The sequence below is a fragment of the Hyalangium sp. genome, assembly GCF_045802625.1.
Classification (GTDB): Bacteria; Myxococcota; Myxococcia; order Myxococcales; family Myxococcaceae; genus Hyalangium.
The window spans coordinates 48,520-75,354 of sequence record NZ_JBJMQP010000011.1 but is presented as its reverse complement, the minus strand read 5'-3'; the positions used below and the strand labels follow the sequence as shown (position 1 = coordinate 75,354).

The window sequence follows — 26,835 nt, the reverse complement described above, 5'->3', positions numbered from 1 at the left end:
GGGGCGCATCAGGCGTTCCCCGTCGCCGCTCCCTCCCTGACGAGCCACGCACCCACCCAGGAGGCCTGTCTGGCGGAGCAGCGGCTCTTCCTCGAGGAGTATCTCTCTCGGGCGGAGCCCGACGTCCTCGCCCACTTCGCCCTGCCCGAGCAGGTCCGCATCGAGATGATCGAGGTGCTGGCACCTCGCGCGGACCTGCCCAAGCGCCTCTTCAAGCCGAAGACGCTCGAGCTGGCCACGCTCGTCGTGCCACTGCCTCAGGAGACCTGGGCCTTCATCCCCGCGCTCGACCACACCGTGTATGTGGGGCGCAACCAGGACGTCCTCGAAGCGGTCCGCACGGACGTGGAGCGCCTGCTCGCGGCGCGCGAGCCCACCTCTCACGAGTACCTGCGGCTGCTGCCGCCCAAGGCCGTGAAGCTGGAGACCGTGCAGCTCAAGCTCCGGCGCCAGGATGCGTTCGGCGACAAGGCTCGGCAGGCCCGGAAGAAGCTGCAGGAGAAGCTCGTGCGTGATCAGGCCCACGAGGTCCTCCTCTCCGTCTCCACCCCGCTGCACACGCGTGACGAGGCCAAGCGCGGCCCCCCGCTCATCGGCCGGGACACGGAGCTGGCCCTGCTGGGCAACCTGCTCGGCGGCGAGAAGCGACAGGGCGTGCTGCTCGTGGGCCCGGAGCTGTCGGGCAAGACGGAGCTGCTCCAGGCGTGGCTCCGCGCCGAGCGCAAGGCGGGCCGCGAGCACCGGGTTTATGCCACGAGCGGCTCCCGGCTCATCGCCGGCATGTCCGGCTTTGGGCAGTGGCAGGAGCGTGTGCTGCGCGTGATGCGCGCCGCGCAGGACCTGAACGCCCTGCTCTACTTCGAGAACTTCGGGGAGCTGCTCGCGCAACACTCCACGGAGTCCATCGATCTGCCGGGAGCGATGAAGCCCTTCCTGGAGGAAGGCAAAGTACGGTTCCTCGGAGAGCTGGCTCCGGAGTCGCTCGATCTGCTCGAGAGCCGCCACCCGGGCCTGTTCTCCCTGCTGACGCGCGTGCGCCTCGAGCCGCTCGGGACCAAGGCCACCTGCGAGGCGCTGCGGGCGCGGGTGGCCTGGCAACGGAATGAGGAGCCCTCGCGGCCGACGCTGGCGGATGAGGCCGTGGCGCCGCTCGTGGAGCTGGCCGAGCGCTACCTCCCCAGCCGCGCGCTGCCGGGCAAGGCGCTCCGGCTCTATGAGGAGATGCGTGCGGGCCTCCAGCAGGAACGCACCGGTGACGGCAAGACGCCCGTGCTCACCCGCGAGCGTGTCTATTCGCTCTTCAGCCTCAAGACCGGCGTGCCCGAGTTCCTCCTGCGCGAGGACCGTGCCCTGCTCGCCGGAGAAGTCGAGGCATATTTCCGCCGCCAGCTCATTGGCCAGGAGTTCGCCGTACGCCGCGTCGTCGAGACGCTGTGCATGGTCAAGGCGGGCCTGCAGCCCCAGGGCAAACCACTGGCCACCTTCCTCTTCGTAGGCCCCACCGGCGTCGGCAAGACAGAGCTGGCGCGGCTGCTGGCCACCTTCCTCTTCGGCTCGCCCGAGCGGCTGTTCCGCTTCGACATGAGCGAGTTCATGGACGCCTGGTCCGCCGACCGCCTCATCCGTGGCAACGAGCAGGGCGAAGGTCTGCTCACGCGGCGGGTGCGCCAGCAGCCCTTCTGCGTGCTCCTACTCGATGAGATCGAAAAGGCCCACCCCGCCGTCTTCGACTTGCTCCTCCAAGTTTTCGGCGAGGGGCGGCTCACCGATGCCCGCGGACACACCGCTTGGTTCCACAACGCCCTCATCATCATGACCAGCAACCTCGGTGCATCCCACCGGCGCAGCCCCATCGGCATCGGAGCGACGGCGGCGGACGACACAGCGCACTACCTGCGCGAGGTCCACCGGCACTTCCGGCCCGAACTGGTCAACCGCATCGACCAGATCATCCCCTTCCACGCGCTCACCTCCGAGCAGGTGGCGGAGGTGGCTCGGCTCGGAGTGGAGAAGCTGCGGCAGCGGCGCGGCCTGCTCCAGCGCGGCATCGTGCTCGAGCTACCGGCCGAGGCCACCGCCGCCCTCGCCGAGTCCGGATACCAAGAAGCCTATGGCGCACGCGCCATGCGCAGGCATCTGGACCAGCAGCTCGTCGTCCCCGTGGCGCGAGCGCTCTCCGCGGCGGGGCCCGAGGCTCAGGGTGGACGCGTGGAGCTCACCCTGCGCGAGGGCTCCGTCGCGGTGGAGCTGCACAAGGGGAGCCCCCGGACCACCCGCAACCAGCTCCACATGGTGCGAGAGCTCCAGGCGGAGCGACGGGCCATGGACGGGCTCCTCCGGCTCGACGCGGTGGTTCAGTTGGAGGAGCAGATCAGCTTCCTGGTGGCCCAGCTCTCCCAGGGCGAGCGGGAAGAGCGCGGCCCCGGAGCCCTCACGATGGCGAACCTGCGCGGAGAGCACCACCGGCTCGATGGGCTCTGGAGACACGCGCAGCAGCTCCGCTCGGCGCTGGTGGCCGCCGAGGAGCTGGCGCTGATGGCGCTGTTCGAGCAACAGGACGTCGAGCCCTTCGTGGACGATGCGAACACACAGCTTCAGGCGCTCCGGCGGCAGATGCCCGCGGTGCTCTTGGCGCTGCAACCCAAGCGCGATGACATCACCCTGGTGCTCCAAGAGGCTGGAGAGGCACGCGGCTTCGAGCGCTGGCTCCTGCCGCTGCTGGAGGATGCACCGAGGCGCGGCTGGATGATCGACGTCCGGCCAGCCGTGACGAGCAAGAGCAGCGATCGCAGGCGCAGGTGGAGCGATCCCCTCAGCCCGGAGAAGCTGACGAAGAAGGCCCTGGGCAACCCCGAGCGCGGCTTCCACGAGGTCCTCCTCTTCGCCCACGGACCGAACGCCGGAGTGTTCCTGGCGCTGGAGGCCGGGGTGCACCGCTTCCAGCCGTCAGAGGGAAGTGAGACCCCGCCCTTCCTCATCATCAAGCCGGTGGCAATGCGCAGCAGCCTGTCCGAGAAGGAGCTGGGGCTACCTGCCATCAGCCCCCCCACCCCTCCTCCGCTCAAGCAGCTCCGGCTGATGCCAGCCACCCGCGACCACCTCTCCGACGGAAAGATCGAGCTGTGCAACGGCGCGCGGCTGATGAAGCCTGGCTCGCGGGGCTACTTCCCGGATCTGGAGCTCATCCTGCTCGAACACATCGACCAGGCCGAGCGCTCCGGCGGCCTCGACCGCGAGGGCCTCTTCTCCTTCGAGCTCGATCAGGTCCGGGAGGCGAAGCGATGAACCTCTCCATCGCCATCTACCAGAACCGGGGAGCCTCGGGGCTCGAGTGGACCACCCTGGGGCTCGGGCCGTACACCCGCACCCGCTCGGGCAAAAACACCGTCAAGCTGCAGCGCAAGCTCGTGGATGAGCTCCGGACGATCATCGGCGAGCTGCCCGTCCGCGAGCTGTCGTACTTCCAGATGCCGCGCGGAATCCGCCTGGAGCGGTTGCGGCTGGAGCTGGACTTCAAGCGCGTCCAGGCCGACTCCGAGACTCGGAAGCTGGCCGGCGTCTTTCCGCTGATCCTCGAGCCGCGGATGCGCACGCGCACCGAATCGCTGACGATCGCCTACCATCCCGCGCGCCAGGATGAGTGGTTCCCGGTGGATACCGAGTTCAGCCTTGAGGACCAGGCCAAGGCCTTCTTCACGCGCACCTGGGCGAAGCTGGATGCATACGCGCTCGATGCGCTGCGCTCCGGCCGCAAGGACAGCCTCCAGGCCGTCTCGTTCGTGGCGCGGCCGAAGTCGCTGCTCGACGAGCTCGGCAAGAAGAAGGGGCCCTGGGACGATCTCGAGCTGACGGACCGGACCGGCAAGAAGAAGAAGAAGTCGAGCGGTGGGCTCCAGGTGCTGAACAACCTCGGCACCCACCTGACCGTCCAAGCAGCGGAGGAGACGCTCGACACCGGGATGCCGCGCAGTCCCTACCGCGAGCAGCTCCAGTTCCTGCTCGGTGGAGAGCGGCGGACGCCCGTGCTGCTCGTGGGGCCACCGGGCTCCGGCAAGCGAACGCTCTTCAAGCGCTTCGTGGCGGACCAGCTCGAGGCCGAGGACTTCCGCAGCCACCGCAACCTGGACAAGGTGACCGAGGTCTGGGCCATCGCGGGCAAGCGGATCATCGCGGGCATGAGCTACGTCGGCGACTGGGAGCAGCGCTGCCTCAAGCTCCTGGAGGACTCGCGCGGCGGACGGCGCATCCTCTTCATCGAAGACATTCACGCCTTCGGGCGCATCGGCCGCTCGCGGGACAGCGACGCCAACCTCGCCCTCTTCTTCCAGGGACCGCTCGCGCGAGGGGAGCTGACGCTCGTCGGCGCGGTGACGCCCGAGCAGCTCCAGAGGCTGGAGACAGACTCGCCCTCCTTCGCCGCGCTCTTCACCCAGCTCCACGTCCGCCCCACCAGCGCCGACGAGACACTGCGGATGCTCCTGCACGAGTCCCGCGAGTTGGAGCTCCGGCACACCATCGCCTGGGAGCCCACGCTCTTCCCTACCCTGCTCGAACAGGCCGGCTCGCTCTTCGCGGGAGCGGCGATGCCGGGCAAGGCGCTGGATCTGCTCCGCGAGCTAGCCGTCGACTACGGCGGCAACAGCCGGGAGGTGGACTCCGGCCTGCTCTTCGAGCACCTGTCGCGCAGGACGGGCCTGCCGGACTTCCTGCTCCACCCCAACAAGCGGCTGGACCCGGCCGACGTCCAGACGGCCCTCGCTCGCAAGGTGATGGGCCAGCCCGAGGCGGTGGAGGTGGCCAGCGATTTGATTGTCCGCATTCACTCCGGGCTCACCGATCCTCGGCGGCCCTATGGCGTCTTCCTCTTCACTGGACCGACGGGGACCGGAAAGACGGAGCTGGCGCGAGCCCTGGCGAGCTACCTGTATGGAGACGCCTCGCGCATGGTGCGGCTCGACATGGCCGAGTTCCAGACGCCGGATGCGGTCGCTCGGCTCACTGGCGATGCGTGGCAGCCGGAGGGCCGCCTGACGCGGCTGGTTCGCGAGCAGCCCTTCACGCTCGTGCTGCTCGACGAGATCGAAAAGGCGCACCCCGCGCTGCTCAACCTGCTGCTCCAGACGTTCGATGAGGGCCGGCTCACGGACGCCTCGGGAGAGACAGCGGACTTCACGCACACGGTCATCGTGATGACGAGCAACCTGGGCGCGCGCCAGAAGGCCGCGGTGGGCATCGGTCAGCAGGATGCCCGGTCCGTGGCGCTCGACTCCGACCGGGCGGTGCGAGAGTTCTTCCCACCCGAGCTCTTCAACCGTATCGACCGCATCGTGCACTTCTCGCCGCTGTCGCGAGAGTCGGGAGAGAAGGTGGTCGAGAAGGAGCTCGCGAGGCTGCTGGCGAGACGTGGCCTGACCTCCCGAAACATCTTCGTGTCAGCCGATGACGCGGTGAAGCGCCGCATCGTCGAGGAGTCCTTCGATCCCGCCCTGGGCGCCCGCCCCCTCAAGCGCTACCTGGAGGAGAAGGTCGGCCAGGTGCTCTCCGAGGCCATCATCCGCGGCCCCCAGGCGCTGATGCGGCTGTTCCAGCTCTATACCCGGGACGGCCACTTCGAGGTGCAGACCGATGCCCTCGTGCCCCGCGAGCCCGCGGTCGAGGGCTTCGCGCTGGAGCCGCTCCTGACGCTCCCTGTCGCGAAGCTGCGCGAGAAGGTGCTCGAGGTGCGTGAGGAGGTGCAGCGCATCCAGCACAGTGAGAACCTCGGCGCGCTGTCCGAGCAGGTCCGCTTCCACCTCGCCAGGCTCCAGGCCGGAGAGCGGGACCACGCCGAGTCGCTCTACACGCTCGACGCGATGCGGCTGTACCTGGAGGAGTTCGCGGGCCGGTTGGAGGCCCTCGCCCGAGCGCCCGAGGAAGAGGCCCGGGAGATGATCGAAGTCGAGCGCTTCAGCGTCATGAACAATCCACCCCACGTCGAGAGAGGGGTTGCCGGGCGCATCCGTCTCTTTGACAGGCGAGCCTTCGAGCCCGTGAGGGTCGTCTCCCGCGAGCAGTTGCTGGACGCGCTCGCGGAGGTCTACTTCCTGCGGCGCATCCTTCGAGATCTCGCCCGCTCCGACCAGCATGCGATCACGCTGGAGCTGCTCCCGCTCGGGCAGTGGCGCCAGGAGGGAGGCGGCGGCTCCATGCTGGCCCTCTGGCTCTTCGAGGCCTACGCCCATGCGCGCGGCGAGCTCGAGGGCTTCTCCGCCAAGCTCCCCGGTGGAGCCTTCATCTCGGGAGGCCCCCAGGAGCTGCCGAACCTCCTGAAGGCGCCGCTGGAGCCGATCCACATCGCGCTCAAGCTGGTGGGCCCCGGCGTGCGCCCCTTCTTCGAGGGAGAGGCTGGGCTCCACGTCTGGCAGTCCACCGGACGCCTGCCCGAGATCGTCAAGGTGCGCGTGCACGGCGAAGCCGCTCCCACGCCGATGGAGCTGATCACCCAGCACGACGCGAAGCTCCAGGCCTTCCACAAGGCCCGCCAGCAGGGCGTGAGCCCCCTGCCGGAGAACCCCGAAGCGGCCGTCCCCGTGGTCCGGGCCTACCGCTTCGAGCCACCCGCCCGCCAGAACGCGGTGTCCACGCTAGAGCTCGATGACTACCTGCTCACCCATAGTGGACTCCACCGGGTGCGGACTCCGGCCGAGGCCCTCCCTGCCCTGTGGCGGCTGCGCATGACCCAGAATCCGACGGACGGGAGCGCCTGACTCCATGAGCGACAAGAGCCTTCGCGTCTACTTCACCACCCACCACGATGGCCGCCTCACGGGGCGGCTGCTGCCAGCCTGGACGAGCTTCTTCGACCAGCCCGCGCCGTCCGCCTACGGCGCCAGCGAGGCCGAGGTCTACGCGCTGCTGGAGGCGCGCGTGCGGTACATGTTGCTCGAGGATGCGTCCGCGCTCGGCCGCTTCCTGTGGGAAGAGTCCCTGCAAGCCAAGACACTCACGGTGGAGATCCACCCGCAGACGCTGCACCAGAAGCGGCCAGTGATTGGCAAGGCGCTGCTCCCGCTGCGGCTGACCTACGTCTACGGAAAGCTGGAGAGCGGCGCGTACCGAGTGCTCGTGCCGCGCTTCGGCTGGTCCTTCCTCCTCGAGGACCTGTCCATCGCGCGGGAGGTGTTGCAGCAGGCGCTCGCCACCGCGCTGCTGGGCGAGAAGCCCAAGGGCCTCTACGACTTCCGCCACGAGGGAGAGGAGTACGTCCAGAGCTGGGATCCGGGCGAACTGCAGCAGGCGCACAAGGGCCACTCGGACGAGGAGCCCGCCCCCGCGGTGCTCACCCAGGTTGGAGAGGAGCTCACCTCACGCGCGTTGGGGAGCCGCGCCCCCGCGCTGGTCTACGACGGCGATCAGCTGGAGTCCTGGCGCAGCTACGCGCTCCGGCAGCCGCCCCGGTCGATCCTCCTCGTGGGGGGGCCGGGAGTCGGCAAGACGAGCTGGGTGCTGAAACTGGCGCGCTGGTTCGCGGAGCAACGGCGCGAGGACAAGGGGCGCCAGTTCCCAAAGATCTGGCGCACCAGCGCCGAGCGCATCGTCGCCGGCATGGTGTACCTGGGCATGTGGCAGGAGCGCTGCCTGAACATCATCGACGCGCTCTCGTTCGAGAACCACTACCTCTACGTCGACCGGCTCACGTCGATCCTGGCGCGGCAGCCGGATGGGTCCTCGATTGGTGACCTGCTCATCCCCGCCGCGGCCAGCGAGGAGATCTCCCTCATCGCCGAGTGCACCGAGGCCGAGTTCGAGCGCTGCCAGCGCCGCTTCCCGGAGGCCCTGCGTCCCTTCCGGGTCGTCCGCATCGAGGAGCCCTCGGCCATGCAGATGCCGGAGCTGATGCAGCGCTACCAGGAGACCCGCCGCAGCCGCGTGAGCATCCACCCCATGGGTCTGCGGCAGCTCGTCGGGCACCTGGAGATGTTCCAGCGCGATACGCTCTTCCCCGGCAAGGCCTTCCGCTTCCTGGACTGGCTGGACCAGCAGGCCGAGCGCGGCAAGGCCCGGACGCTCTACCCGCGCGACGCCTCGGAGGCCTACGCGCGCTATACGGGGCTGCCGCTCCAGCTCATCAGCGATGAGATCCCCGCCGAGCAAGGCACGCTCGCGGCCCAGCTCGCGCAGGGAGTCATCGGCCAGGAGCGCGCCTGCGAGCAGGCCGCCGGAGTGCTCTCGCGCTTCAAGGCGGGGCTCAACGATCCGGAGAAGCCCGTGGGCACGCTGCTCTTCGTGGGGCCCACCGGGGTCGGAAAGACAGAGCTGTCCAAGCAGCTGGCCCGCACGCTCTTCGGCCACGAGGACCGGATGATCCGGCTCGACATGTCCGAGTACATGCTGCCCGGCTCGGCCCAGCGGCTGATGGAGGTCGGCCCTGGCGTCATCAGCCTCGCCGAGCGCGTGCGGCAACAACCCATGTCGCTCGTCCTCTTCGACGAGATCGAGAAGGCCCACCCGGAGATCTTCGATCTGCTGCTCGGCATCCTGGGCGAAGGCCGGCTCACGGACAGCCTGGGGCGGCTGGTTGACTTCCGGATGACGGTCATCTGCATGACGAGCAACCTCGGCGTCGAGCAGTCGGAGCCCATGGGCTACGGGGCCGAGCGCGGCGCCGGAGACTTCCTGCGCGCCGTCCGCCAGGCGTTCCGGCCGGAGCTGTTCAACCGCATCGATCACGTCATCCCGTTCCGCCGACTCTCCGAGGAGGACGTGCTGCGCATCGTGGACCTCGAGCTTCATAAGGCGGCCTCGCGAGCGGGGCTGCTGCGGCGCAGGCTGCGGCTGGTGGTGGATCCCGACGCGCGGGCCTGGCTCGCGCGCCATGGCTACGATCCCAAGCTGGGAGCCCGTCCGCTCAAGCGCCTCATCGAGGCGAAGGTGATGGCGCCCATCGCGGTGAGGCTCTCGGCTGAGGCCTCTCTCGAGGGCGCGATGCTGCCCGTGGTCGTGGCCGGCAGCGCGGCGGAGCGGCAATTGCTGCCGGAGCTGCGGACGCTCGCAACTGTCCTCGAGGGCTGATTCGCCCGGGTGCCTACGCGAGCGCCGCATAGCGCACCCGCACGCGCATCCGACCATGGCCCGGGAGCCAGGCCCACAAGTGGGCTCCATCCCATCGTGAATCTTGCGCCATCGCTGTGCCCGTGAGCGCGCGCACATGGGCTCGCTTGTGATCGCGGCGGAAACTTCGCGCCCGAGAATGATTGCTCAAGCCATGCGACGATGGCGAGTGTCTGGCGATAGAGTTTTTCCTGTGAATCCTGGTGACCCGGATTCACCGCCGGCGCCCTCCATGACCAGAGATGACGAGCATGGCTCAAGACTCAGTCGTTAAAGGCAGCGCGAGAGGCCCCCTCCACCACCGCGCGTCCCTCTCGGGGCAGCACGGCGAGGCGGAGTCCCTGCTGGTGGACCTGTTGCCTCGCGTGCGCAACCTGGTGCGCTATCTGGTGCGCGGAGACTCCGATGTCGAGGACATCTCCCAGGAGGCGCTCATCGCCCTGCTGCATGGGCTCCCCACGTATCGCGGAGAGGGCTTGCTGCGCTCGTGGGCGGATCGGGTGGTGGCCCGGACGACGTTCCTCTGGCTGAAGCGGATGCGCGACAGCCGCGGGCCGCGGAGCAACGCGCCGGAGGCGCTGGTGGCGGTGCCGTCGGAGGACACGCCGCTGGACGAGCATGTCCACCGCCAGCATGTGGTGACGCTGCTGGATCGCATCCCCAACGAGCAGCGTCACGCGCTGGTGCTCCACCACGTGCTGGAGATGAGCGTGCCGGAGATGGCCGCGGAGCTGAGCATTCCTCTCGAGACCGTGCGCAGCCGGCTCCGCCTGGGCCGAGCCGCCCTGCGAGCAATGGCCGCGGAAGAGGAGGCTGAGGAGGAGACTCCGCATGGGCCACATCACGCAGGACCGTGACGAGCTGCGGGGGCTGCTGCTCCCGCTGGATGGCAGTGCAGGCCCCGCTCGCCGTATCTCGCGTCAGCAAGCCTTGGAGATGGTGAGGGCCGCGCTCGAAGCCGCCAGCACCGCTCCGTCCTTCGCACAGAGCGGGGTGCATGGCCGAAGCCCTCGAGGAAGAGGACTCCCGCGCCGCGCGCGCCTGCGCCGGACCCGGCGTGGTTGATATGTGTTTCACACGCATGAAGAGTTTCACCACTGTTTGAAACACATAATTATCAACAATCAAAAACCCGAATATTTGGCTTTGCGCCTCCTGTACTGGTGCGCCCCCCAAGCGCCCCCCGCGCTGCCCGAAAGGGCAGTGCCGCAGTTCTCTCGCAGGAGGCCCCATGCGTCTCTCCTCCGCCGCCCCACGCTGGCACCGTGCTGTCCCCTCGCTTCTGCTCGGCCTCATCCTCGCGCTCGGTGCAGCTCCAGCGTGCTCCGAAGATCCCTCCGTTGATGAGCAGTCCACGCTCACCCTCATCGGCCCACAGCAGCTGTCCACGGCCACCACGGGCTTCACCTTCGCGACGACCACCACCTGGGAGACCGGGTACTGCGCGGAGATGCGTGTCAACAACACCACGGGGAAGGACATCACCGGCTGGACGGTGACGTTCCAGCTGGTCCCCGGCATGACCATCACCTCGCTCTGGCAGGGCAACTGGACCGCGGTGGGCCTGGTCCAGACGGTGAAGGATCAGGGTTGGAACGGGACGATCCCCGCGGGTGGCTCGAACTACTTCGGCTTCTGCGGCCATCACCAAGGCACCCTCGGCGCTCCGTTCAACTGCACGATCAACGGCCAGTCGTGTGGGGGCACCAGCGCACCGCCCCCGCCGCCGCAGGCAGACACGCAACCTCCGTCCACGGTGACGGGCCTGAGCCTGCTGGGCAAGGCGCCCCGGAGTGTGGATCTGGCGTGGCAGGCCTCCACGGACAACGTGGGCGTCACCGGCTACGAGGTCTTCCTGGACGGCGGGAGCACTCCGGTGGCCTCGCCGGCGGGGACCAGCGTGAGCGTGACCGGGCTGACGCCGGGCACCCTCTATACCTTCACCGTGAAGGCGAGAGACGCAGCGGGCAACCGCTCCGCCAGCAGCGCTCCGCTCACCGTCACCACGCCCTCTCCCAAGAAGATCGTCGGCTATTTCGTCTCGTGGGGCATCTACGGCCGCGCCTTCTATCCGAAGACGCTCGTCACGAATGGAGCCGCCGCGAAGCTGACCCACCTCAACTACGCCTTCGGCAACGTGGTGAACGGCCGGTGCACCATCGCCCAGGGCGATCCGTGGGCCGACTACCAGGTGCCCTTCGATGCCACCATCAGCGTGGATGGCCTGGCTGACAACGCGCTCCAGCCGCTCAAGGGCAACTTCAACCAGCTGCGCAAGCTCAAGGCGAGGTACCCGAACCTCAAGGTGCTCATCTCCCTGGGCGGGTGGGACTATTCCAGCGGCTTCTCGGATGCCGTCAGCACCGCGGACAAGCGCCAGGCGCTCGTCCAGTCGTGCATCGATCTCTACATCCGCGGCAACGTGCCAGGGCTGCCAGCCGGAGCGCTCGCGGGGGTGTTCGACGGCATCGATGTGGACTGGGAGTCTCCCGTCGTGGGTGGAAAGACCCCGGGCCGTCCCGAGGACAGCGCGAACTTCACGGCGGTGCTGGCCGAGTTCCGCCGCCAGCTCGACGCGGTGCGCCCAGGCCTGCAGCTGAGCATCGCCAGCGGCGCATCGCCCAAGAACTACACGGCCCTCCAGCTTGCCCAGATCTCGCCCTACCTCGACCACATCAACATCATGACGTACGACATGCACGGCGGCTGGGATTCGGCGGCGAACTTCCACTCGGCGCTCTACCAGCAGGCCGCCAACCCGGCCAAGGCGCTGCGCGACAGCGCGCACGAAGCGGTGCAGGGCCACCTGGCCGGGGGCGCACCGGCCTCCAAGCTCATCGTGGGCGTGCCCTTCTACGGCCGAGGCTGGCAGGGCACGGCGGCGGGCCCCACGGGGGATGGTCTCTACCAGTCTACCTGGGGCGCGGCGTGGGGGAACGCGGATACCACGGGCCCCAGCGGCATGTTCGACTACTCCTATATCCACAACGTGCTCGAGCCTCAGGGCATCAAGCGCCGCCACCCCGAGGCCCAGGTGCCCTACCTCTACAACCCCTCCAACGGGCTCTGGGTGAGCTACGACGATCCGATCTCGCTCGGCGTGAAGGGCGACTACATCAACACCAACAACCTGGGCGGCGCGATGATCTGGGAGCTGAGCGGGGATGACGCCCAGGGCTCGCTGCTCACTGCCCTCCGGAGCAAGCTGAGCCCATAGCGGCCGGTTCTGCTCGCTGAATCGGCCCGTTCAGCGAGCGGGGCCCGGCAAGGCGCATCCCCTCACCCTGCGCGCCTTGCCGTAGCAGTACGTGGGTCGCCGCGATCACGGCTGGCGCGGCGACACGCAGCGAGCCTAGGTGGCGGGGCTCACTGCTCCTCGAGCAGCATTTTCAGCTCGCGCACGCGGCGGGTGACGTCGTCCCGCTCCATGGTGCGGAACTGCTCGGGCAGCAGCTCGCGGCTGGTGCACTCCTGCACCGCCACCAGGTTCTGCAGCTCGATCTCCAGCGGGTAGCTGGGCGGGATGAAGTCCGCCAGCACCGCCCGCAAGTCGTCCACGGCCACCTGCTCCCGCCCTTCCGCCAGCGCCCGGAACTTCGCGCGCACCATCACCGCCTCGATGTCCGCGCCGCTCAACTGCCGCGTGCCCCCAGGGATCAACGACGCGAACGACGGCACGTCCACCGACACGCCTGTCTTCGTCTGCATCACCCTGAACAGCTCGTCCCGCTCCGCGTCCGTCTGCGGGTAGAAGAGCGCCAGGTGCTCCTCCGCGCGCCCCTGCCGCTTCAAGTCGATGGGCAGCAGGTCCGGCCGCGCCGTCATCAGGAACCAGACGATCTTCCCGCGGTACTGCGTATTGCCCATGAACGACGCGATGGAGCCGAACACGCGGCTGCTCGTCCCCGAGTCCCCGCCCGAGTCCCGGTTGCCCAGGAACGTGTCCGCCTCGTCCACCATCACCGCCACCGGCCACAGCGCCTTGAGCAGCGTGAAGATGCGCTCCAGGTTCGCCTCCGTCACGCCCTGCCACTGGCTGCGGAAGTTCAGGAACTTCACCGCTGGAATTCCAATCTCTCCGGCGAAGCTCGTCACCATGAACGTCTTGCCCGTGCCCACCGGGCCGCTGATCAGGTAGCCCATGGGCATCACCTCGTTGCGGCCCTTCTTCAGCGCGTTGGCCGCATGCCTCAGCATCTCCTTGGCCTTGGCGTGGCCCGCCACCGCGTCCAGGTTGTGCGCCGGCTCGATGAACTCCAGCAGCCCGTGGCACTCCGCCTGGATGAGCTCCTTCTTCTTCTCCTTGAGCAGCTCGGGCGTAATGCGCACCTCGCGCTCGAGCGCCTCGGTGAGCACCCGGTCCAGGTTGATGCGAGACAGGCCCGCCGTCATCTTCGCCAGCGCCGCCAGCGGCACGTCCGACACCGACTGCAGCCGCTTGCCCTCCAGCTTGTGGCGCACGTAGTCCAGCCGCTCGTCCTCGCCCGGCAGCGGCAGCTCGATGGGCGCCACGTACGGGTTGCGAGCGATCCTCGGGGAGATGTCCGCCAGGTTCTCCGCCAGCAACACCACGGAGACGTCGTTGGACAGGAACTGCGGATCGTGCGCCCACTTGTCCAGCGTGGCCACCACGAAGCGGTCCTCCGCTGACAGGTGGCTCATCTCCCCGCCGGGCACCAGCGTCTCCGCGAAGTCGATGATCAGCGCCAGCGACTTGCCCTCGCCCAGCCGCAGCCGGAGGTAGTTCTCCAGGATCTGGAGCGCCCGGCCCGGATCCCTCGGCAGCGACTTGGCGTAGTCCGTGCCGTAGAGCGCGTCGTACCCCGTCATCGCCCGCTGCAGATCCTTCTGCGTCTCCGGCGCGGCGGCGCGGATGCCGGACGAGCGATCATAGAAGATGACGTGATCTCTCCCGCCGAACAGCTCCTCGGCCAGGAACGTCTTCAGGATGCCGAAGCCCCGCCCCCCGTCCTCCAGCGTGAGGGGCTGCAGATCCCTCACCGCCCCATAGAGCAGGAAGGTGGACACCGTCTTCGTGTAGTACTTCTGCGCCAGCTTCTGCGCCCACCGAGGCAGATCCGAGAGCGGATCCGACTTGCTGCTCTTGCGCACTTTGGTCGTCACGGACGCACGTCCCTCCGCCCCTGCTCAGGGGCCCGGTGCCCGCCCCACTCGGGCAGGCGAGGTTACTTGCAGCCGGGCTGCTTCTTCAGGGAGCCCTTCACCACCGCCGGCGACTCTCCGGAGGCGGGCGGGCTCACCGGCAGCTCGGTTTCCTCGAAGCACTTCAACCGCAGGGTCACCTGCTTCACGCCCGCCGGCAGCTTCACCACCGCCGGAGTGACGGCGCCCAGCTCCTTGCCGCTGACGAGGATGGTGGCCCCCGCTGGCTCGGACTCCACCCGCACCGCGAGCTCCGCCGGCTCCAGCCTCACCGTCACCTGCAGGGGCTCGGGGCCCGTGGGCGGGGCGTACTTCCGCTGGAAGGACTTGAAGCCCGGGGCGCGCACCTCGACGGCCATCTCATCGCTGGTGGGCAGATCCTTGATGAAGGAGTCCTGAGAGCCCTGCTCCCGGACGACCTTGCCGTTCAGCTTCACCTCGGCGTCCTGGGGCACGGTGGCGACCACCATCGACACCGTCTTCACCAGGGACTCCATCTGGGGAACCACGGTGGTCTGCTGGCCTGCCTGGACGGTGACCACCTGCGAGAAGGGGGTGTAGCCGTCCGCGCTGACCACCACCGACACGGGGCCCGAGGCGATGGGCTGAAGGACGAACCCTTCGGACACCGACGCCGGCTGCGAGTTGAGCATCACCCGGGCCTTGCCCTTCACCTGCTGGGGCAGCTGCACCACGATGAAGCCCGTAGCGGGAGCCCGCGTCAGCAGGAAGGCGGCCACCAGCACCAGGATGACGGCGACGGCGCCGATTGCCGCGAAGACCAGGTTCCGGTTCTGACCGAACAGCAGCGCGGGCGCATTCCCCGGCGCCTGCTCCTCTTCTTGCTCCACCCGCACCTGCGGCGCGGGCCTGGCGACGGCAGGCGGAGGATGATGCGCGGGAGTGAACGCGGGAGCCGCGGCCATGTTGGGGCCGGGCCGCCCTTGAGGCGTGGAAGGAGGCGGGAGCGTCCCCGTCGGGCTCAGCATGGGAGGCCCGTTGGCGGGAGGCTCGGGCCGCACGATGCGCGGCAGCCCATCTCCCGGCGGCCGGGAGCCTGCACCCGGACGGCTGACCGAGGCAGCGCCCTCCCCTGGCACCGCGGGCATCCCGAACACCGAGGGGCGCACCTGCACGTTGGGCGTGGGCGTCACCACGGGGATGTTCGGGTTGGAGACGCGCGGGGGTTGAGTCCCCTGGGGCGGGCCAATGACGGCCGTCTTGCCCGTGGTGGGAGCCTCTCCTTCTCCCAGGCCCACCTGCGGCTGCTCCGCCGGCGTCACGGCGCGGCCGACGTTGGCGCCCGGCTGCGTGGTGGGCTCGTCCGCGTCGTCGAAGTACTCGCGCGAGTCCACCAGCATCGTCGCGACGGCCTCGTCATCCTTGGGCGTCGGGGCGGGCGCGGCGGCGGTGAGCTTCGGCAGCGCGGTGAGCGAGGGCGTGCGGCGGATGGCCTCGTTGCTGGCTCCGCCCGGCCCCATCACCGCCGTGGCGCCCGAGGCCTTGAGCGGCTCCGCTGGCGGCTGGCTGGGAGGAGCCTGGGGCGGCGGCGCGGACGCGGGAGGCAGGGTGGCCGACGGCGAGGAGCCGCTGAAGCCCGCCTCGATGGCCGAGAGCATGCCCTCGGGAGGCTTGATGTTGGCGTACTCCGCCAGGCGCTGCTTCTCGCGCTCCACTTCCTCGGCGAAGGTGGACTTCATGTACTGCATGAGGTCCTTGCGGCCGAAGATCGCCTCGTTGGTGATCAGGAAGCGCTGCAGATCATCGCCCAGCTCGCTGGCGTACTGGTAGCGCTCGTCCACGTCGCGCGCGAGCGCCCTGAGGACGATCTTCTCCAGCTGCTCGGGGATGCGGCGGTTGTACGTGGAGGGCGGGGCCACCTCGGCCTTGCGCACCTTCTCCAGCACGGAGAAGTCGCTGTCGCCCACGAAGAGCCGCTCGCCGGTGAGCATCTCGTAGAGGCACACGCCAATGGCGAACACGTCCGAGCGCCGATCCAGCGGCAGGCCGCGGATCTGCTCCGGGCTCATGTAGCCGAACTTGCCCTTGAGGATGCCCGCCTGCGTCTTGGTCGCCTTGCCCGCGGCCTTGGCGATACCGAAGTCGATGACTTTGACTTCGCCCTCGAAGGAGATGAGGACGTTCTGCGGAGAGATGTCGCGGTGGACGATGTTGAGATCCCTCCCCATCCCGTCCTTCTTGCGGTGGGCGTAGTCCAGGCCCTCGCACATCTTCGCGACGCAGTAGGCCACCAGCGGGATGGGCGCAGGCTCGCCCTTCTTCCGGCAGCGGTCGAAGATCGCCCGCATGTCCTTGCCGGGGATGTACTCCATCGCGATGAAGTAGTTGTTCTGGATCTGCCCCAGCTCGTGGATCTGCGCGATGTTGGCGTGGTTCAGCTGGACGCTGATCTTCGCCTCATCGATGAACATCGTGATGAACTCTTCGTCCTCCGCGATGTTGGGGAGGATGCGCTTGATGGCGACGAGCCGCTCGAACCCTCCCGCGCCGAACATTTTCCCGCGCCACACCTCGGCCATGCCGCCGATGTTGATGCGGTCGAGAAGGAGATACTTCCCAAACGGGATGGGTTGCCGCTTCGGTTGAGAGGTCGTCACGAGATTCGTGTGTCTCGGGGTTTGAGAGTGGAGCCTATCGATCGCGGCTCCACAGGGTCAACCTTCGTGGACTGCTCGTGGAGCGTGTAGGCAAGTCGCCTGCTCAGGGTGCCGGGCGAGCATCCTGCCCCTCGCCACCGGGCTTGGGAGGCGGCGGCGGCTGGCTGCCACCGCCTCGGAAGGGCGAGGACGTGGGCGATTCCGGGGACTCCTCCTCCTCCGGGGGCAGGGGCTGGACGACCAGGAAGCGCGCCTCGCCGTCCACGGAGACCACATCCGGAGTGCCAAAGCGGCGCTCGGCGGGCAGCCCCACCAGGGAGATCCAGGCGGCCTTCTTCCCGGGGGCCACGCAGTAGATGAAGGTGCCGGGCTCAAGGCCGGGGGCCGAGCGCACGGGGCCCTCGCAGTCCTGGCGGACCTGGAGGGCGTACGCACCCGCGGGCTGGCCCCGTACGAGGTATGGCGGGCGGCCAGGGAGCTTGTCGAGCACGGAGCGCAGCGCCGCGGGATCCACGGGAACGGAGTCCGAGGTGGTCTGCTGCTGCGCCAGCTCCTGGAAGTATTGCAGGGACATGGTGGCCAGATCCACGGACTTCAGGGGCATGCGCGGCTCTGCGAACACCAGATCCACGAAGAGCGCGCCCACCAGGAGCACGGGCAGCAGCCGGTAGCCCTTGAAGTCATCTCCCCGGCGCCGCAGCAGGCCCCACACCGTCACACCCAGGGCGACGGCGCCGAGGCCGAGCACCACCATGGGGCGGACGAAGGGAGGCGGATCGAGGAAGGCGGAGGCCTCGGCGGTCCGGGCCTGAAGGGCGTCGTGCACGTCCCCGCCGTAGAGCCACAGGAGCCCCAGCAGGCAGACGGCGTTGGCCACGAGCACCTTTTGAGAGGGGAGCGTCATCCCGCGAGTGTCCGAGCCGGATCCGTAGCAGCGGCGCTGCGGCTGGGGAAGTAGGCCCCCGCGAGCGCGGCGACGAGCCCGAGCGCCACGCCGCCCAGCACCACGGGCCACGGGAAGGAGAAGAAGCTGTCGGGCTTGAAGGGGAAGTCCGGCAGGTAGCGCGCGGCGAGCCGGTTGATGATCAGCGCCAGGACGAGCGCCAGCCCGGTGCCGACCGCGCCGCCTGCGAGCCCCACCACCCCGGCCTCGGCGAGGACGATGTTGCGCACATCCGCTCGCGAGGCGCCCACCGCCTGCATCACGCCGATCTCCTTGGCCCGGGCGCGCACCGAGGCGGAGAGCGCATGGGCGATGTTCACCGCGGCCAGCACGCAGATGAGGATGGACAGCAGCGCGAGCGCCGAGGTGGTGAGCGTCACGGCCGCGCCGGCGTTCTCCGCGAGCCGCCGCTCCTGATCATCGATCTCCAGCCCCATCTCCTTCACCGCGGCCACGAGCGCCGACACCTGGGAGGGATCATGCGCCACCAGCGTGACGCCGGTGAACGTGTCGGCATCCACACCGGAGGCCTTGTTGAGGCGGATGGCCGTCTCGAGCGGGATGGTGATGCCCGCGAGCAGGGCCCGGTCGGAGGCGCCCACCACCTGCGCCTGCGCGGCGGTAATCGGACCCGCGGCGGTCTGCGCCACGTAGGAGCGGTTGAACTCCACCGGGAAGCCGAAGCCCACGAGCATCTGCGCGGAGATCTGCGGCAGCTTGCGCGCCGGGGCGAAGGTCTTGTTGTAGATCTCCAGCAGCCGGGTGGAGATGACGGCGGGGATGGGCTTGTCCGGCCCTGGATCCTTGAACTCGCCGAGCTGCACGTCGCCCGCTACCAGCCCCGCGTCCACACCCACGGCGAGGATCTCCATGCCCATGCGCAGCCGGGAGCCGAAGAAGGCACCCTCGTAGCGGCTGACGGCGGGGACTCGCACGTTCATCTTCCGGTACACCTTCTCGACGCCGGGCAGGGAAGACAGGCGCTCCACCATGTCCGCGTCCAGCTTGCCGCCGCCGAGCAACGAGCCCAGCGACACCGCCGGAGGCACCACGTCCACCAGCCGCGCGTCGGTGGGGAAGATGCGCTCGCGGATGACTCGGCCCACGCCCAGCCCCAGGCCGACGAAGAAGACGAGCGCCCCGACTCCCACGGCCACGCCGAAGGCGGAGAAGAACGCGCCCCGGCGCTCGCGGGCGATGCTCAGGCGCACCAATCGGGAGAGCGCGGCGAGCCTCATGACGCACCTCCCGGGGCGGGAAGAACGGGCTCCTCCACGAGCCGGCCCTCCTTCAGCCGCAGCACCCGGCGGGCGGCGGTGCTCATCCGCTCCTCGTGGGTGACGGCGAGCACGGTGAGCCCCTCGCGGTGCAGCTCATGGAAGAGCTGGATGACACCCGCGCCAGTGGCCGCATCGAGGTTGCCGGTGGGCTCGTCGCACAGCAGCAGCTTGGGGCCGGAGAAGAGCGCTCGGGCGATGGCCACGCGCTGACGCTCGCCGCCGGACAGGCGCACCGGAGCCCGGTCCTTCTTCGACAGCAGGCCCACCCGGTCCAGCAGGGCCTCGGCCCGCTTACGCGCCTCGGTGGAAACGGCGCCGAAGTGCGAGGGCATCAGCACGTTCTCCACCGCCGACAGGTTGGGGATGAGGTGGAAGGACTGGAAGACGAAGCCCACGTGCGTGTTGCGGAAGCGCGCCAGCTCGCGATCCTTCAGCCCTCGCAGCTTGACGCCGCCCACCTCCACCTCGCCGGTGTAGTGCACATCGAGCCCGCCCAGCAGGTGCAGCAGCGTGGACTTTCCGCTCCCTGAAGGCCCCACCACCGCGACGAAGTCCCCCTGCTCCACCTCCAGGGCCAGCCCATCCAGCACGCGCACCAGCGTGCCGTCCCCGTCGTGGTACTCCTTCACGATGTCCCTGGCCCGGATCACTTGGCCTCGGTGGGCTGGGGCTGAGCCTGATTCGGAGCCGGGGCCGGAGAGGGAGCCGGAGCCGGCGTCCGCGGCTGGGACGACGGCTGCGCCTGGGCGAACGTCAGCTTCAGGGACAGCTCGGCCTGCAGGGCCTTGTCCTTCTGCGACAGGCTGAACGTCACCGCGTGCAAGTCGTCCGTCGCCTCCATCCACCGGACCGCGGTGGCCTTGATGGCGAAGCCGCCCACGCCCCACGCCTCGGAGGGCAGGTTGCGCACCGAGTCCGCCAGCTTGCGCAGATCCAGCACCACGGAGAGGACCTGATCCTTCATCACGCCCTGGAGCTCCGGCGCCAGGGGAACCGGCCCCGGCTTGCCCGCGAGGCCCGTGAGCGCCGCCTCCAATCGAGCCCGCGGCGCCGCGAGCACCAGCTTCCCGCCCACGTCCGCGAAGTGCGCGCCCTCCCCCGCCTTGTACGAGGTGAGGTACACGCGCTTGCCGCCGATATCCTCGGGCTTCACCTCCGCGCCGAAGTGGCTGGAGATGTCCGGCACCTTCGCCAGGGTGGCATCCGCCTTCGCCGCGTCCTTGGCCTCGGCGACGACCATCAGCTGCACGTAGCGGAACGGGCTGGTGCGCCGGATGTCCAGCTCCGGGATGCCGCTGCCGAACTGGGCCGTGGGAGCCAGCGCCACGCCCATCGCCACGCCGCTCTGGAGGTTGTCGAGCACCTCGCCCTTGAGATCAAAGTTGCTCTGCTGCACCGCGCGAGTCACGTAGGGGCCCACGAGGTACGGCCACACGCCGCCGAGCGTGGACGGGTCCCCGCGGTAGCGCGCCACCAGGAAGCTGTCCGAGGGCAGGTAGCCCAGCAGGTCCGGCCCGTCCTTGGGAACGAGCGGCGCCAGCGCCTCCTGCGTGTCCGGCCACGGCGCATCCGCGCGCACCGTCACCGCGCCCTCCTCGATGACCCCCGTGAGCGTCACTCCCTGCACGGTGCCCGGGCGCACCAGATCGGTGCCTCCCGGGAGGAAGATGTGGAAGTCCCGCTCCTTGGGGAGCCGCGCGAGCGAGGCCGCCAGCACGGGCTCCTCGGCCAGGGACTTCTCGGAGGGCTGCGAGGCAATCGCCGGCAGCCGCTCCACCATCGTCCCGGGCGCCACCAGGACGAAATCGCCGATGAACAGCAGGCCCAGCTGCGGAGCCGGCGCGCCCTTGCGGCTGAAGGTGACGAGCGTGCCGCCTCCGGCCTTCTCCTCCTTGCGCTCGGGAGCGCCGAGGCGGTTGCGCGCGAGGTTGGCGAATGTGTCCTCCAGCGCCTTCGCGTCCTTCACCCCGAGCACCGAGAAGGCCTGGTTCTGGGCCAGGAACGCCGCGCCCGCGCCCTTGCCGGGATCAATCCCGGCCTTCTCCATGGCCTGACGGCTGCGCAGGTCCACGCCCACCTGCCTCATCACCGCGGAGACATAGGCGTCCGCCGTCTGGAAGTTCTGAAGCTGCGCCAGGAACGAGGCGATCTTCAGGTGCTGGAAGCGCGCCAGCTTCTCCCCGAGCGCCCCGAGATCCGGCACGACAATGGCCGCCTGGGCCTCGCGCGGCAGGAAGCGCTCGATGGTGGCGGGCTGGCCGGAGGGGCCCGTGAGCCCCTTCTCCTTCCCACAGCGGGAGCAGCCAGCGAGCAAGACGAGCAGGAGCAGGGACCAGGACGAGGCACGGCGGAGCATGGGGGCGGAGTGCAGACGGACCCGGGGCCAGAGTCAATTTCTTCCTGACACCTGGGCGCGATATTCGCAGTAGGCGGCTTGTTCAAGGCTGGACACGCTGTTAACAGGGCCAGCGAGCCTGCGGCGGGTGAGCCTGTTTCCCCGCCAGCCAGCGCCACTCACTGGGAGGAATCACACCATGCACAAGTTCGTCTCGAGCCAGGCCCGGGCCCTGGTCTGCCTGTTGGCGCTGTTCGTCGCGGCGGCCACCGAGGCCTCCACGATCCGGGTCCACTACGACGTGGGCTATGGCAACCGCATCAGCGTGCGCGGCAGCAAGGCGCCGCTCTCGTGGACCACGGGCATCAACGCCACGTGGACCACGGGGAACATCTGGACGTACTCCTGGTCCAACACCGTGGGAGACGTGGAGCTCAAGCCGCTGATCAACGACGCCACGTGGTCGGTAGGCGCCAACTACGTGGTGAAGGCGGGCGCCACGGTGGACATCTACCCGTTCTTCCAGGCCCGCGGCGGCAGCATGGTGTACGTCAACAACTTCAGCTCGCCGCAGCTGGGCAACACGCGCTCGCTGAGAATCTACCTGCCGCCCAGCTACGGGCAGAACCCGCTCAAGCGCTACCCGGTGCTCTACATGCATGACGGGCAGAACCTGTTCGATGCCTCGACGTCGTTCGGCGGCGTGGAGTGGAACGTGGACGAGACGGCCAACAGCCTGATCAACAACGGGCAGATGGACGAGCTCATCGTGGTGGGCATCGACAACGGCGGGTCCAACCGCATCTACGAGCTCACGCCGTGCTGCGATCCGGATTACGGGGGCGGCGGCGCGGACGTGTACGAGCGGTTCCTGCTGGAGACGGTGAAGCCGTACATCGACCAGAACTACCGGACGCTGACGAACAACAAGAACACGGGGATCATGGGCTCGTCGCTGGGCGGACTGGATTCGTTCTACACGGGGCGGCGGCACCCCGAGGTGTTCTCGAAGGTGGGGGCGCTGTCGAGCTCGTTCTGGTGGAACAACCAGGCGCTGACGCAGCAGGTGGAGGCGTCCACGGCGAAGGTCGCGGTGAACTTCTACATTGACGCGGGGACCAACAACGACGGGCTGACGGAGACGACGCGGATGCGGGATGCGCTCGTCGCGGACGGCTACGTGCAGGGCAAGGACCTGTACTACTACGTGGCGCAGGGGGGCAGTCACAACGAGGCCTCCTGGGCCGCGCGGCTGAACATCCCCCTGACGTACCTGTTCCCCTGGCAGAGCACGGCGTACTGAGAGCGGCGGTGCCAGCGCGGCTGCGTCCGAGGTGGACGTCGCCGCGCTCGGCCCTGGCTACTGACGGCGCTGGAGGCGCTCGAGTTCGGCCTGGAGTTCTGCAAGGCGACGTTCCGCCGCCTCACGGCGCAGCGCCTCGTCGTCCGCTCTGTGCTGCGCCTGATCCAACTTCTCCCGGGTGCGGTCGAGCAGTTCTTCCGGCTCAAACAGCAGCGCGTTGCCGGCCCATACTCGGAGCTCCTCGTCCACGACCTCGAACTCCAGCCCCAACACCTCGGACACGTACCGGCCCTGCCGTGGCTCCAGACGCGTGTACTGCCGCGCCTCGGGGGTGGGCAGCCGGTAGGCCTCCAGCCTCTCCCGGGAGCGGTCGTAGATGAAGTACTCGGGGATACCCAGCCGGGCGTAGCGCTCCACGTTGTACTCGGCGTCCTTCTTCCGGTCGCCGCCCACGTGCACCTCCAGCACCCAGTCCAGCCCCTTGCCCTCGTGGCTCACCACCCACTTTTCCCGCTCGTGGGGCTCCACATCCAGCATGGCCAACAGGTCCGGCGCGAAACGCCGCTCACCCGGGTAGTAGATCGGCAACTCCGCGCCCAGGTACACCTTGCGCCGCTGATAACGGAAGTAGCTCTCCAGCATCTTCAGGGCTCGGACCTTGCCCCGGAAGTGCTTGTCCCCCTCCGGCATGGCCATCTCGTCCCACGTCACCTCCCCGGGCAGGGACTCCACCACCCGGGCCCGCTCCTCTGGCCCCATCGCTTCCCACTCCGCCTGCGTGGGGGCCTGGGGGAAAGGGCCTCCACGTTCGCGTGCATGCCGTCCCATACCGCCAGCGTGTGGCGGGCAGACGCGCACGTCAATCTCCCCCGACGCGCTGCCAGAGCAAGGAACGGGCCGCCCGGTCCGCTCCTCGACACACCGAGCGCGGGACTCTCGGGATGTCCTCCGTTTTCGTCTTCGGAGTCTCCGGCCGTGGACGGTTGCTGCCATGGGAGAGACGCCCTGGAGGACCCCGCCCATGGTGCAGGGTCCGGCGCGGCCCAGGGCGCCGAGAAGACGGACAAGGCGAGCCGCAAGGCCGCCATGGCCAAGCGGGTCCGCGCCGTCGTCAAGCGCTGAGCAGCGCGGCGGGCCTGGGCATCACCGCACCCGCGTGCCGTGCGGCAGCGGCTTGCCCACCTCGTCCTGGAAGTCCATGAAGCGCTCCATCTCGCGCACCGTCTCGTCCGTGGCCTCCACCTCGGCGCTCACCACGTCCAGCTGCCGGTTCACCGTCTCGGGATCCCGGATGGTGATGGACTGCTCGTGCGTCAGCCGCATCAGGTCTTCGATCCCCGCGAGCTGATGGCTCACCACCTCGCGGCTCTCTCCCGCCTGCTCGAAGCGCGCCACGCGCTTGCGGAGGATCTCCAGCCGCTTCTCCTTCACCTCCTTCAGCCGCGGGTTGGCCTCCTGCGCCACCTCCGACTCCAGCGCGCGCAGCTCCTTCTCCAGCTGCTCCCGGTCCGTGCTGTTCAGGTACGTGCGGTGGTGGTTGAGCGCCGACACCAGCCGCAGGAACGAGGTCAGCAGCGCATCCAGCCGAGGCTCGCTGTCCGTCACCAGCACCTTGCCCCCCGGCAGCCGGCGGTAGTTCTCCAGGATCTTCTCCTTGAGCCCCACCAGCGTCTGGTAGTGCTCGCGCTGCGAGGGCGCCAGCTCCCCCAGCAGCGAGTCCATCTCCTTGCGCTCCGAGTCCGGCCCGGCCTCCCCACTCCTGGCGCGCACCGCCCGCTGGAAGCGCTTCATGGAAGGGACGATCCCCAGGTACAGCCCCTCCACCCCCAGCGCCACCAGCGCGGGCAGCGGCTGCTGCGTCATCAGCGACGAGGCTCCCGCCGTCAGCAGGCCCACCAGGTTGGCGGGCAACAAGAAGGCGGCCTTGATGAAGCTGGGCGAATCCGCCACGGCATCTCTCTCCTGCCCCTCCAGGGGGCGTCAGGGTCCGCGAGCCTCCGACACGTACTTCAACGCCCCCAGGTCTCGCGTGTCCTCCGCGGGGGGCACCGGGCCTGCCCGCTTGAGCTTCTGGAAGAGCGCCGAGGCGCTCTGGAACAACTCGTCATAGGTGACGGGCGCCTCGCCGGAAAGCCCGAAGAAGGAACGATTGTCCGCCAGCGTCGCCGGAGGCGCCGAGCGGATGGCCTCAATGGGGTCTCCCAGGTACGGCGCCACGTCCCCCAGCATCCGAGCCGCCTGCGCTGGATCCTTCTGAACACTCTGCCCCGCATCCAGCAGCCCGCGCAGCACCCGGCGCACCGCATCCGGATAACGCGCGGCGAAGTCGCCTCGGGTCACCAGCACCGTGGCAATCAGGTGCGGCGCATCCGCCGTGGTCGCCAGCACCGTCCCGCCTCGATCTCTGGCGGCCAGCTCCACGTCTCCCCACAACCCCACCACCGCATCCGCCCGGCCCTCGCGCAGCGCCCGGCCCGCGTCCAGCGCGGAGGGCAGGTCCACCCACTTCACATCCGTCGTCCGCAGGCCCATGCGCGACAGCACCCACAGCGAGAAGTACTGCGCGGAGCTCCCTGGGTACACACCAATGCGCTTGCCTCGCAGCGAGGCCAGATCCGCCACGCCCACCGCCGCCAGCGCCTCCTGCCCGCGGCTGCGTCCCAGCAGCATCACCGTGCGCGGCGCCGCGTCTCGCAGCGAGGGCGCCCACGCCGCCAGCCGGTCCACGGAGAGGCAGGCCATGTCCACCCCCCCATTCTCCGCGCCAATGGCCAGCGCCTGCCGCAGCTCCTCCTCCCGAGCGAAGAGCACGGCGCGCGCCTCCAGCGCATAGGCCGTCTTGAGCAGGCCCTGGCCCGCGCCCGGGGGAGCCGCCGGCGCATCCAGCGTGGTGGAGCCTCCAGTGGCCAGCAGCAGCGCGGACGCGGAGCCCCTCGGGGTGAAGCCAATCAACACCGGCCGCAGGGGCACCGAGGCCACATCCGCCACCGGGGCCGCCACCCCGGCGGGGAAGTCACCGGGGGACAGGCGGATCACCTCCTTGGCGGGCGGGAACAGGCGCGCCTGGAGCCGATCCAGGTACCCCAGCCGTGACGCGAGCGTGTAGCCCGCGCCGAACAGGCACAGGGTGAGGAACAGGAAGAGGCCTGGCCCGCGATGCAGCTTCATGGGTGCGGCCCCTTCCCTCCGGGAGGGCTACTTCACCTCCACCTTCTTGCCGATGGTCTTCTCCGCCGGCGCGCCCACGTCGGACACCGGCGCGGGGCTCTCCAGCCCCATCTCCATCTTGAACTGCTTGACCAGCTCGTTGGCCTGGATCTTCTCGGCATCCTCCTCGATGGCCAGCGACTGGGTATCCACCGACTCGAGCGCCATCTGCATGCGCGCCTCGTTGACGGCGGCGTTCTCCTGCACCTTGCGGAGCATCTCGTCGTGGGTGGCGTCGATGCCGGCCACCTGGAAGGACTCCATGGCGTCGGCCACCTTGGACTGCCACTTGGCGCGGCGGGCGTCCCGGATGGCGTTCATCGCCTCCTGGGTCTTCCGCTCCTTCTCGCGCATGAAGAGCTTCTTGACGTTCATCGCCTTGTCGTAGGCGGAGCGGGCCGTCATCAGCTGCTGCTCGTTGCGCTCGAGCGCCTGCTTCTGCATCTGCAGCTTCGAGGCGTACTGGCCCGCCAGATCATCCCGGCCCGCCTGGATGGCGGCCTTCACCTTGGCGGTGAGCTCGCGCACGTCCTGCTGGTACTTCTGGTTCTCCTTCTCCAGCAGCGTCACGTTCGCCCGCACCATGGCGATGGACTCGTTCATCTTCGGCACCTGATCGTTCAGGTCCCGGACGTTCTGCTCGAGGATGAGCTCCGGATCCTCGATGGAGGAGACGAAGAAGCCCGCGAAGCTACGCATTGCTCTCTTGAATCGTTGCCACATGTTGGCTGCTACCTCCTCCGGAGACTTCGGATGACTGGACCTTACACGATCCTAACGGGGGCCAGCCTACCGATCTCCCTGCCCTACGGATATCCAGGGTAGGACATTGCCTTCCCGAGATTCGTTCCTCTTGGAACCCCGGCCCTCGGGCAGAGGAGCAGGGCCGTGCTCCC

17 protein-coding genes are annotated in these 26,835 nt (G+C 68.9%); 7 read left to right on the top strand and 10 right to left on the bottom strand.

Features of this window, described 5'->3' with window-relative positions; genetic code table 11:
- The 5 genes from ACJ8AT_RS02695 to ACJ8AT_RS02675 form a co-directional block, all read left to right on the top strand.
- Window positions 1-3,285 (top strand): AAA family ATPase (locus ACJ8AT_RS02695; protein ID WP_407735952.1); only part of this gene is annotated, 3,285 nt, incomplete at its 5' end.
- The gene (locus ACJ8AT_RS02690; RefSeq protein ID WP_407735951.1) at window positions 3,282-6,746 is read left to right on the top strand and encodes an AAA family ATPase; all 3,465 of its coding nucleotides are present in this window, start codon (window positions 3,282-3,284) and stop codon (window positions 6,744-6,746) included. The genes ACJ8AT_RS02695 and ACJ8AT_RS02690, both read left to right, overlap by 4 nt.
- Window positions 6,747-6,750: 4 nt before the next feature.
- Window positions 6,751-9,051, top strand: coding sequence for an AAA family ATPase (locus ACJ8AT_RS02685; RefSeq protein WP_407735950.1), 2,301 nt, complete (start codon window positions 6,751-6,753; stop codon window positions 9,049-9,051).
- A gap of 290 nt (window positions 9,052-9,341) precedes the next feature.
- Complete coding sequence (locus tag ACJ8AT_RS02680) at window positions 9,342-9,947, top strand: sigma-70 family RNA polymerase sigma factor (protein ID WP_407735949.1); 606 nt, start codon at window positions 9,342-9,344, stop codon at window positions 9,945-9,947.
- Window positions 9,948-10,321: 374 nt separating this feature from the next.
- Window positions 10,322-12,307: a glycosyl hydrolase family 18 protein gene (locus ACJ8AT_RS02675; protein ID WP_407735948.1), complete on the top strand. Its 1,986-nt coding sequence runs from the start codon at window positions 10,322-10,324 to the stop codon at window positions 12,305-12,307.
- Between the two features lie 149 nt (window positions 12,308-12,456).
- Here ACJ8AT_RS02675 and ACJ8AT_RS02670 read toward each other — a convergent pair whose 3' ends face one another.
- The 6 genes from ACJ8AT_RS02670 to ACJ8AT_RS02645 form a co-directional block, all read right to left on the bottom strand.
- Window positions 12,457-14,214 carry an ATP-binding protein gene (locus ACJ8AT_RS02670; RefSeq protein ID WP_407735947.1) on the bottom strand — a complete coding sequence of 586 codons (1,758 nt, stop codon included), beginning with the start codon at window positions 14,212-14,214 and terminating at the stop codon, window positions 12,457-12,459.
- A 62-nt stretch (window positions 14,215-14,276) separates the two neighbouring features.
- Window positions 14,277-16,871, bottom strand: a complete 2,595-nt coding sequence (locus ACJ8AT_RS02665) for a protein kinase domain-containing protein (RefSeq protein WP_407735946.1) — start codon at window positions 16,869-16,871, stop codon at window positions 14,277-14,279.
- Window positions 16,872-16,974: 103 nt separating this feature from the next.
- Complete coding sequence (locus tag ACJ8AT_RS02660; RefSeq protein ID WP_407735945.1) at window positions 16,975-17,775, bottom strand: hypothetical protein; 801 nt, start codon at window positions 17,773-17,775, stop codon at window positions 16,975-16,977.
- Entirely contained in the window at window positions 17,772-19,052 is a 1,281-nt protein-coding gene (locus ACJ8AT_RS02655) for an ABC transporter permease (protein WP_407735944.1), read from the bottom strand. Before ACJ8AT_RS02655 ends, ACJ8AT_RS02660 begins: the two co-directional genes overlap by 4 nt.
- Window positions 19,049-19,744: an ABC transporter ATP-binding protein gene (locus ACJ8AT_RS02650; RefSeq protein ID WP_407735943.1), complete on the bottom strand. Its 696-nt coding sequence runs from the start codon at window positions 19,742-19,744 to the stop codon at window positions 19,049-19,051. Before ACJ8AT_RS02650 ends, ACJ8AT_RS02655 begins: the two co-directional genes overlap by 4 nt.
- Window positions 19,741-21,450: a hypothetical protein gene (locus tag ACJ8AT_RS02645; RefSeq protein WP_407735942.1), complete on the bottom strand. Its 1,710-nt coding sequence runs from the start codon at window positions 21,448-21,450 to the stop codon at window positions 19,741-19,743. The genes ACJ8AT_RS02650 and ACJ8AT_RS02645 overlap by 4 nt, the downstream gene beginning before the upstream one ends.
- A 178-nt stretch (window positions 21,451-21,628) precedes the next feature.
- Between ACJ8AT_RS02645 and ACJ8AT_RS02640 the strand changes: the two genes are divergently transcribed.
- Complete coding sequence (locus ACJ8AT_RS02640; RefSeq protein ID WP_407735941.1) at window positions 21,629-22,732, top strand: alpha/beta hydrolase; 1,104 nt, start codon at window positions 21,629-21,631, stop codon at window positions 22,730-22,732.
- Between the two features lie 57 nt (window positions 22,733-22,789).
- Here the strand turns inward: ACJ8AT_RS02640 and ACJ8AT_RS02635 are convergent, their stop codons facing one another.
- A complete protein-coding gene (locus ACJ8AT_RS02635) occupies window positions 22,790-23,491 on the bottom strand; it encodes a Uma2 family endonuclease (RefSeq protein WP_407735940.1) in 702 nt (233 codons plus the stop codon).
- Between the two features lie 216 nt (window positions 23,492-23,707).
- Between ACJ8AT_RS02635 and ACJ8AT_RS02630 the strand changes: the two genes are divergently transcribed.
- Complete coding sequence (locus tag ACJ8AT_RS02630; protein WP_407735939.1) at window positions 23,708-23,854, top strand: hypothetical protein; 147 nt, start codon at window positions 23,708-23,710, stop codon at window positions 23,852-23,854.
- A gap of 21 nt (window positions 23,855-23,875) precedes the next feature.
- On the opposite strand, the gene ACJ8AT_RS02625 is transcribed toward ACJ8AT_RS02630, so the two are convergent.
- From ACJ8AT_RS02625 to ACJ8AT_RS02615, 3 genes are read right to left on the bottom strand one after another with little or no spacing between them, the layout of a single operon-like run.
- Window positions 23,876-24,682 carry a hypothetical protein gene (locus tag ACJ8AT_RS02625; protein WP_407735938.1) on the bottom strand — a complete coding sequence of 269 codons (807 nt, stop codon included), beginning with the start codon at window positions 24,680-24,682 and terminating at the stop codon, window positions 23,876-23,878.
- A gap of 30 nt (window positions 24,683-24,712) precedes the next feature.
- On the bottom strand, window positions 24,713-25,900 hold the full coding sequence (locus ACJ8AT_RS02620; RefSeq protein WP_407735937.1) for an ABC transporter substrate-binding protein: 1,188 nt from the start codon (window positions 25,898-25,900) through the stop codon (window positions 24,713-24,715).
- Between the two features lie 27 nt (window positions 25,901-25,927).
- Complete coding sequence (locus ACJ8AT_RS02615) at window positions 25,928-26,662, bottom strand: PspA/IM30 family protein (protein ID WP_407735936.1); 735 nt, start codon at window positions 26,660-26,662, stop codon at window positions 25,928-25,930.
- Window positions 26,663-26,835: the final 173 nt, after the last annotated feature.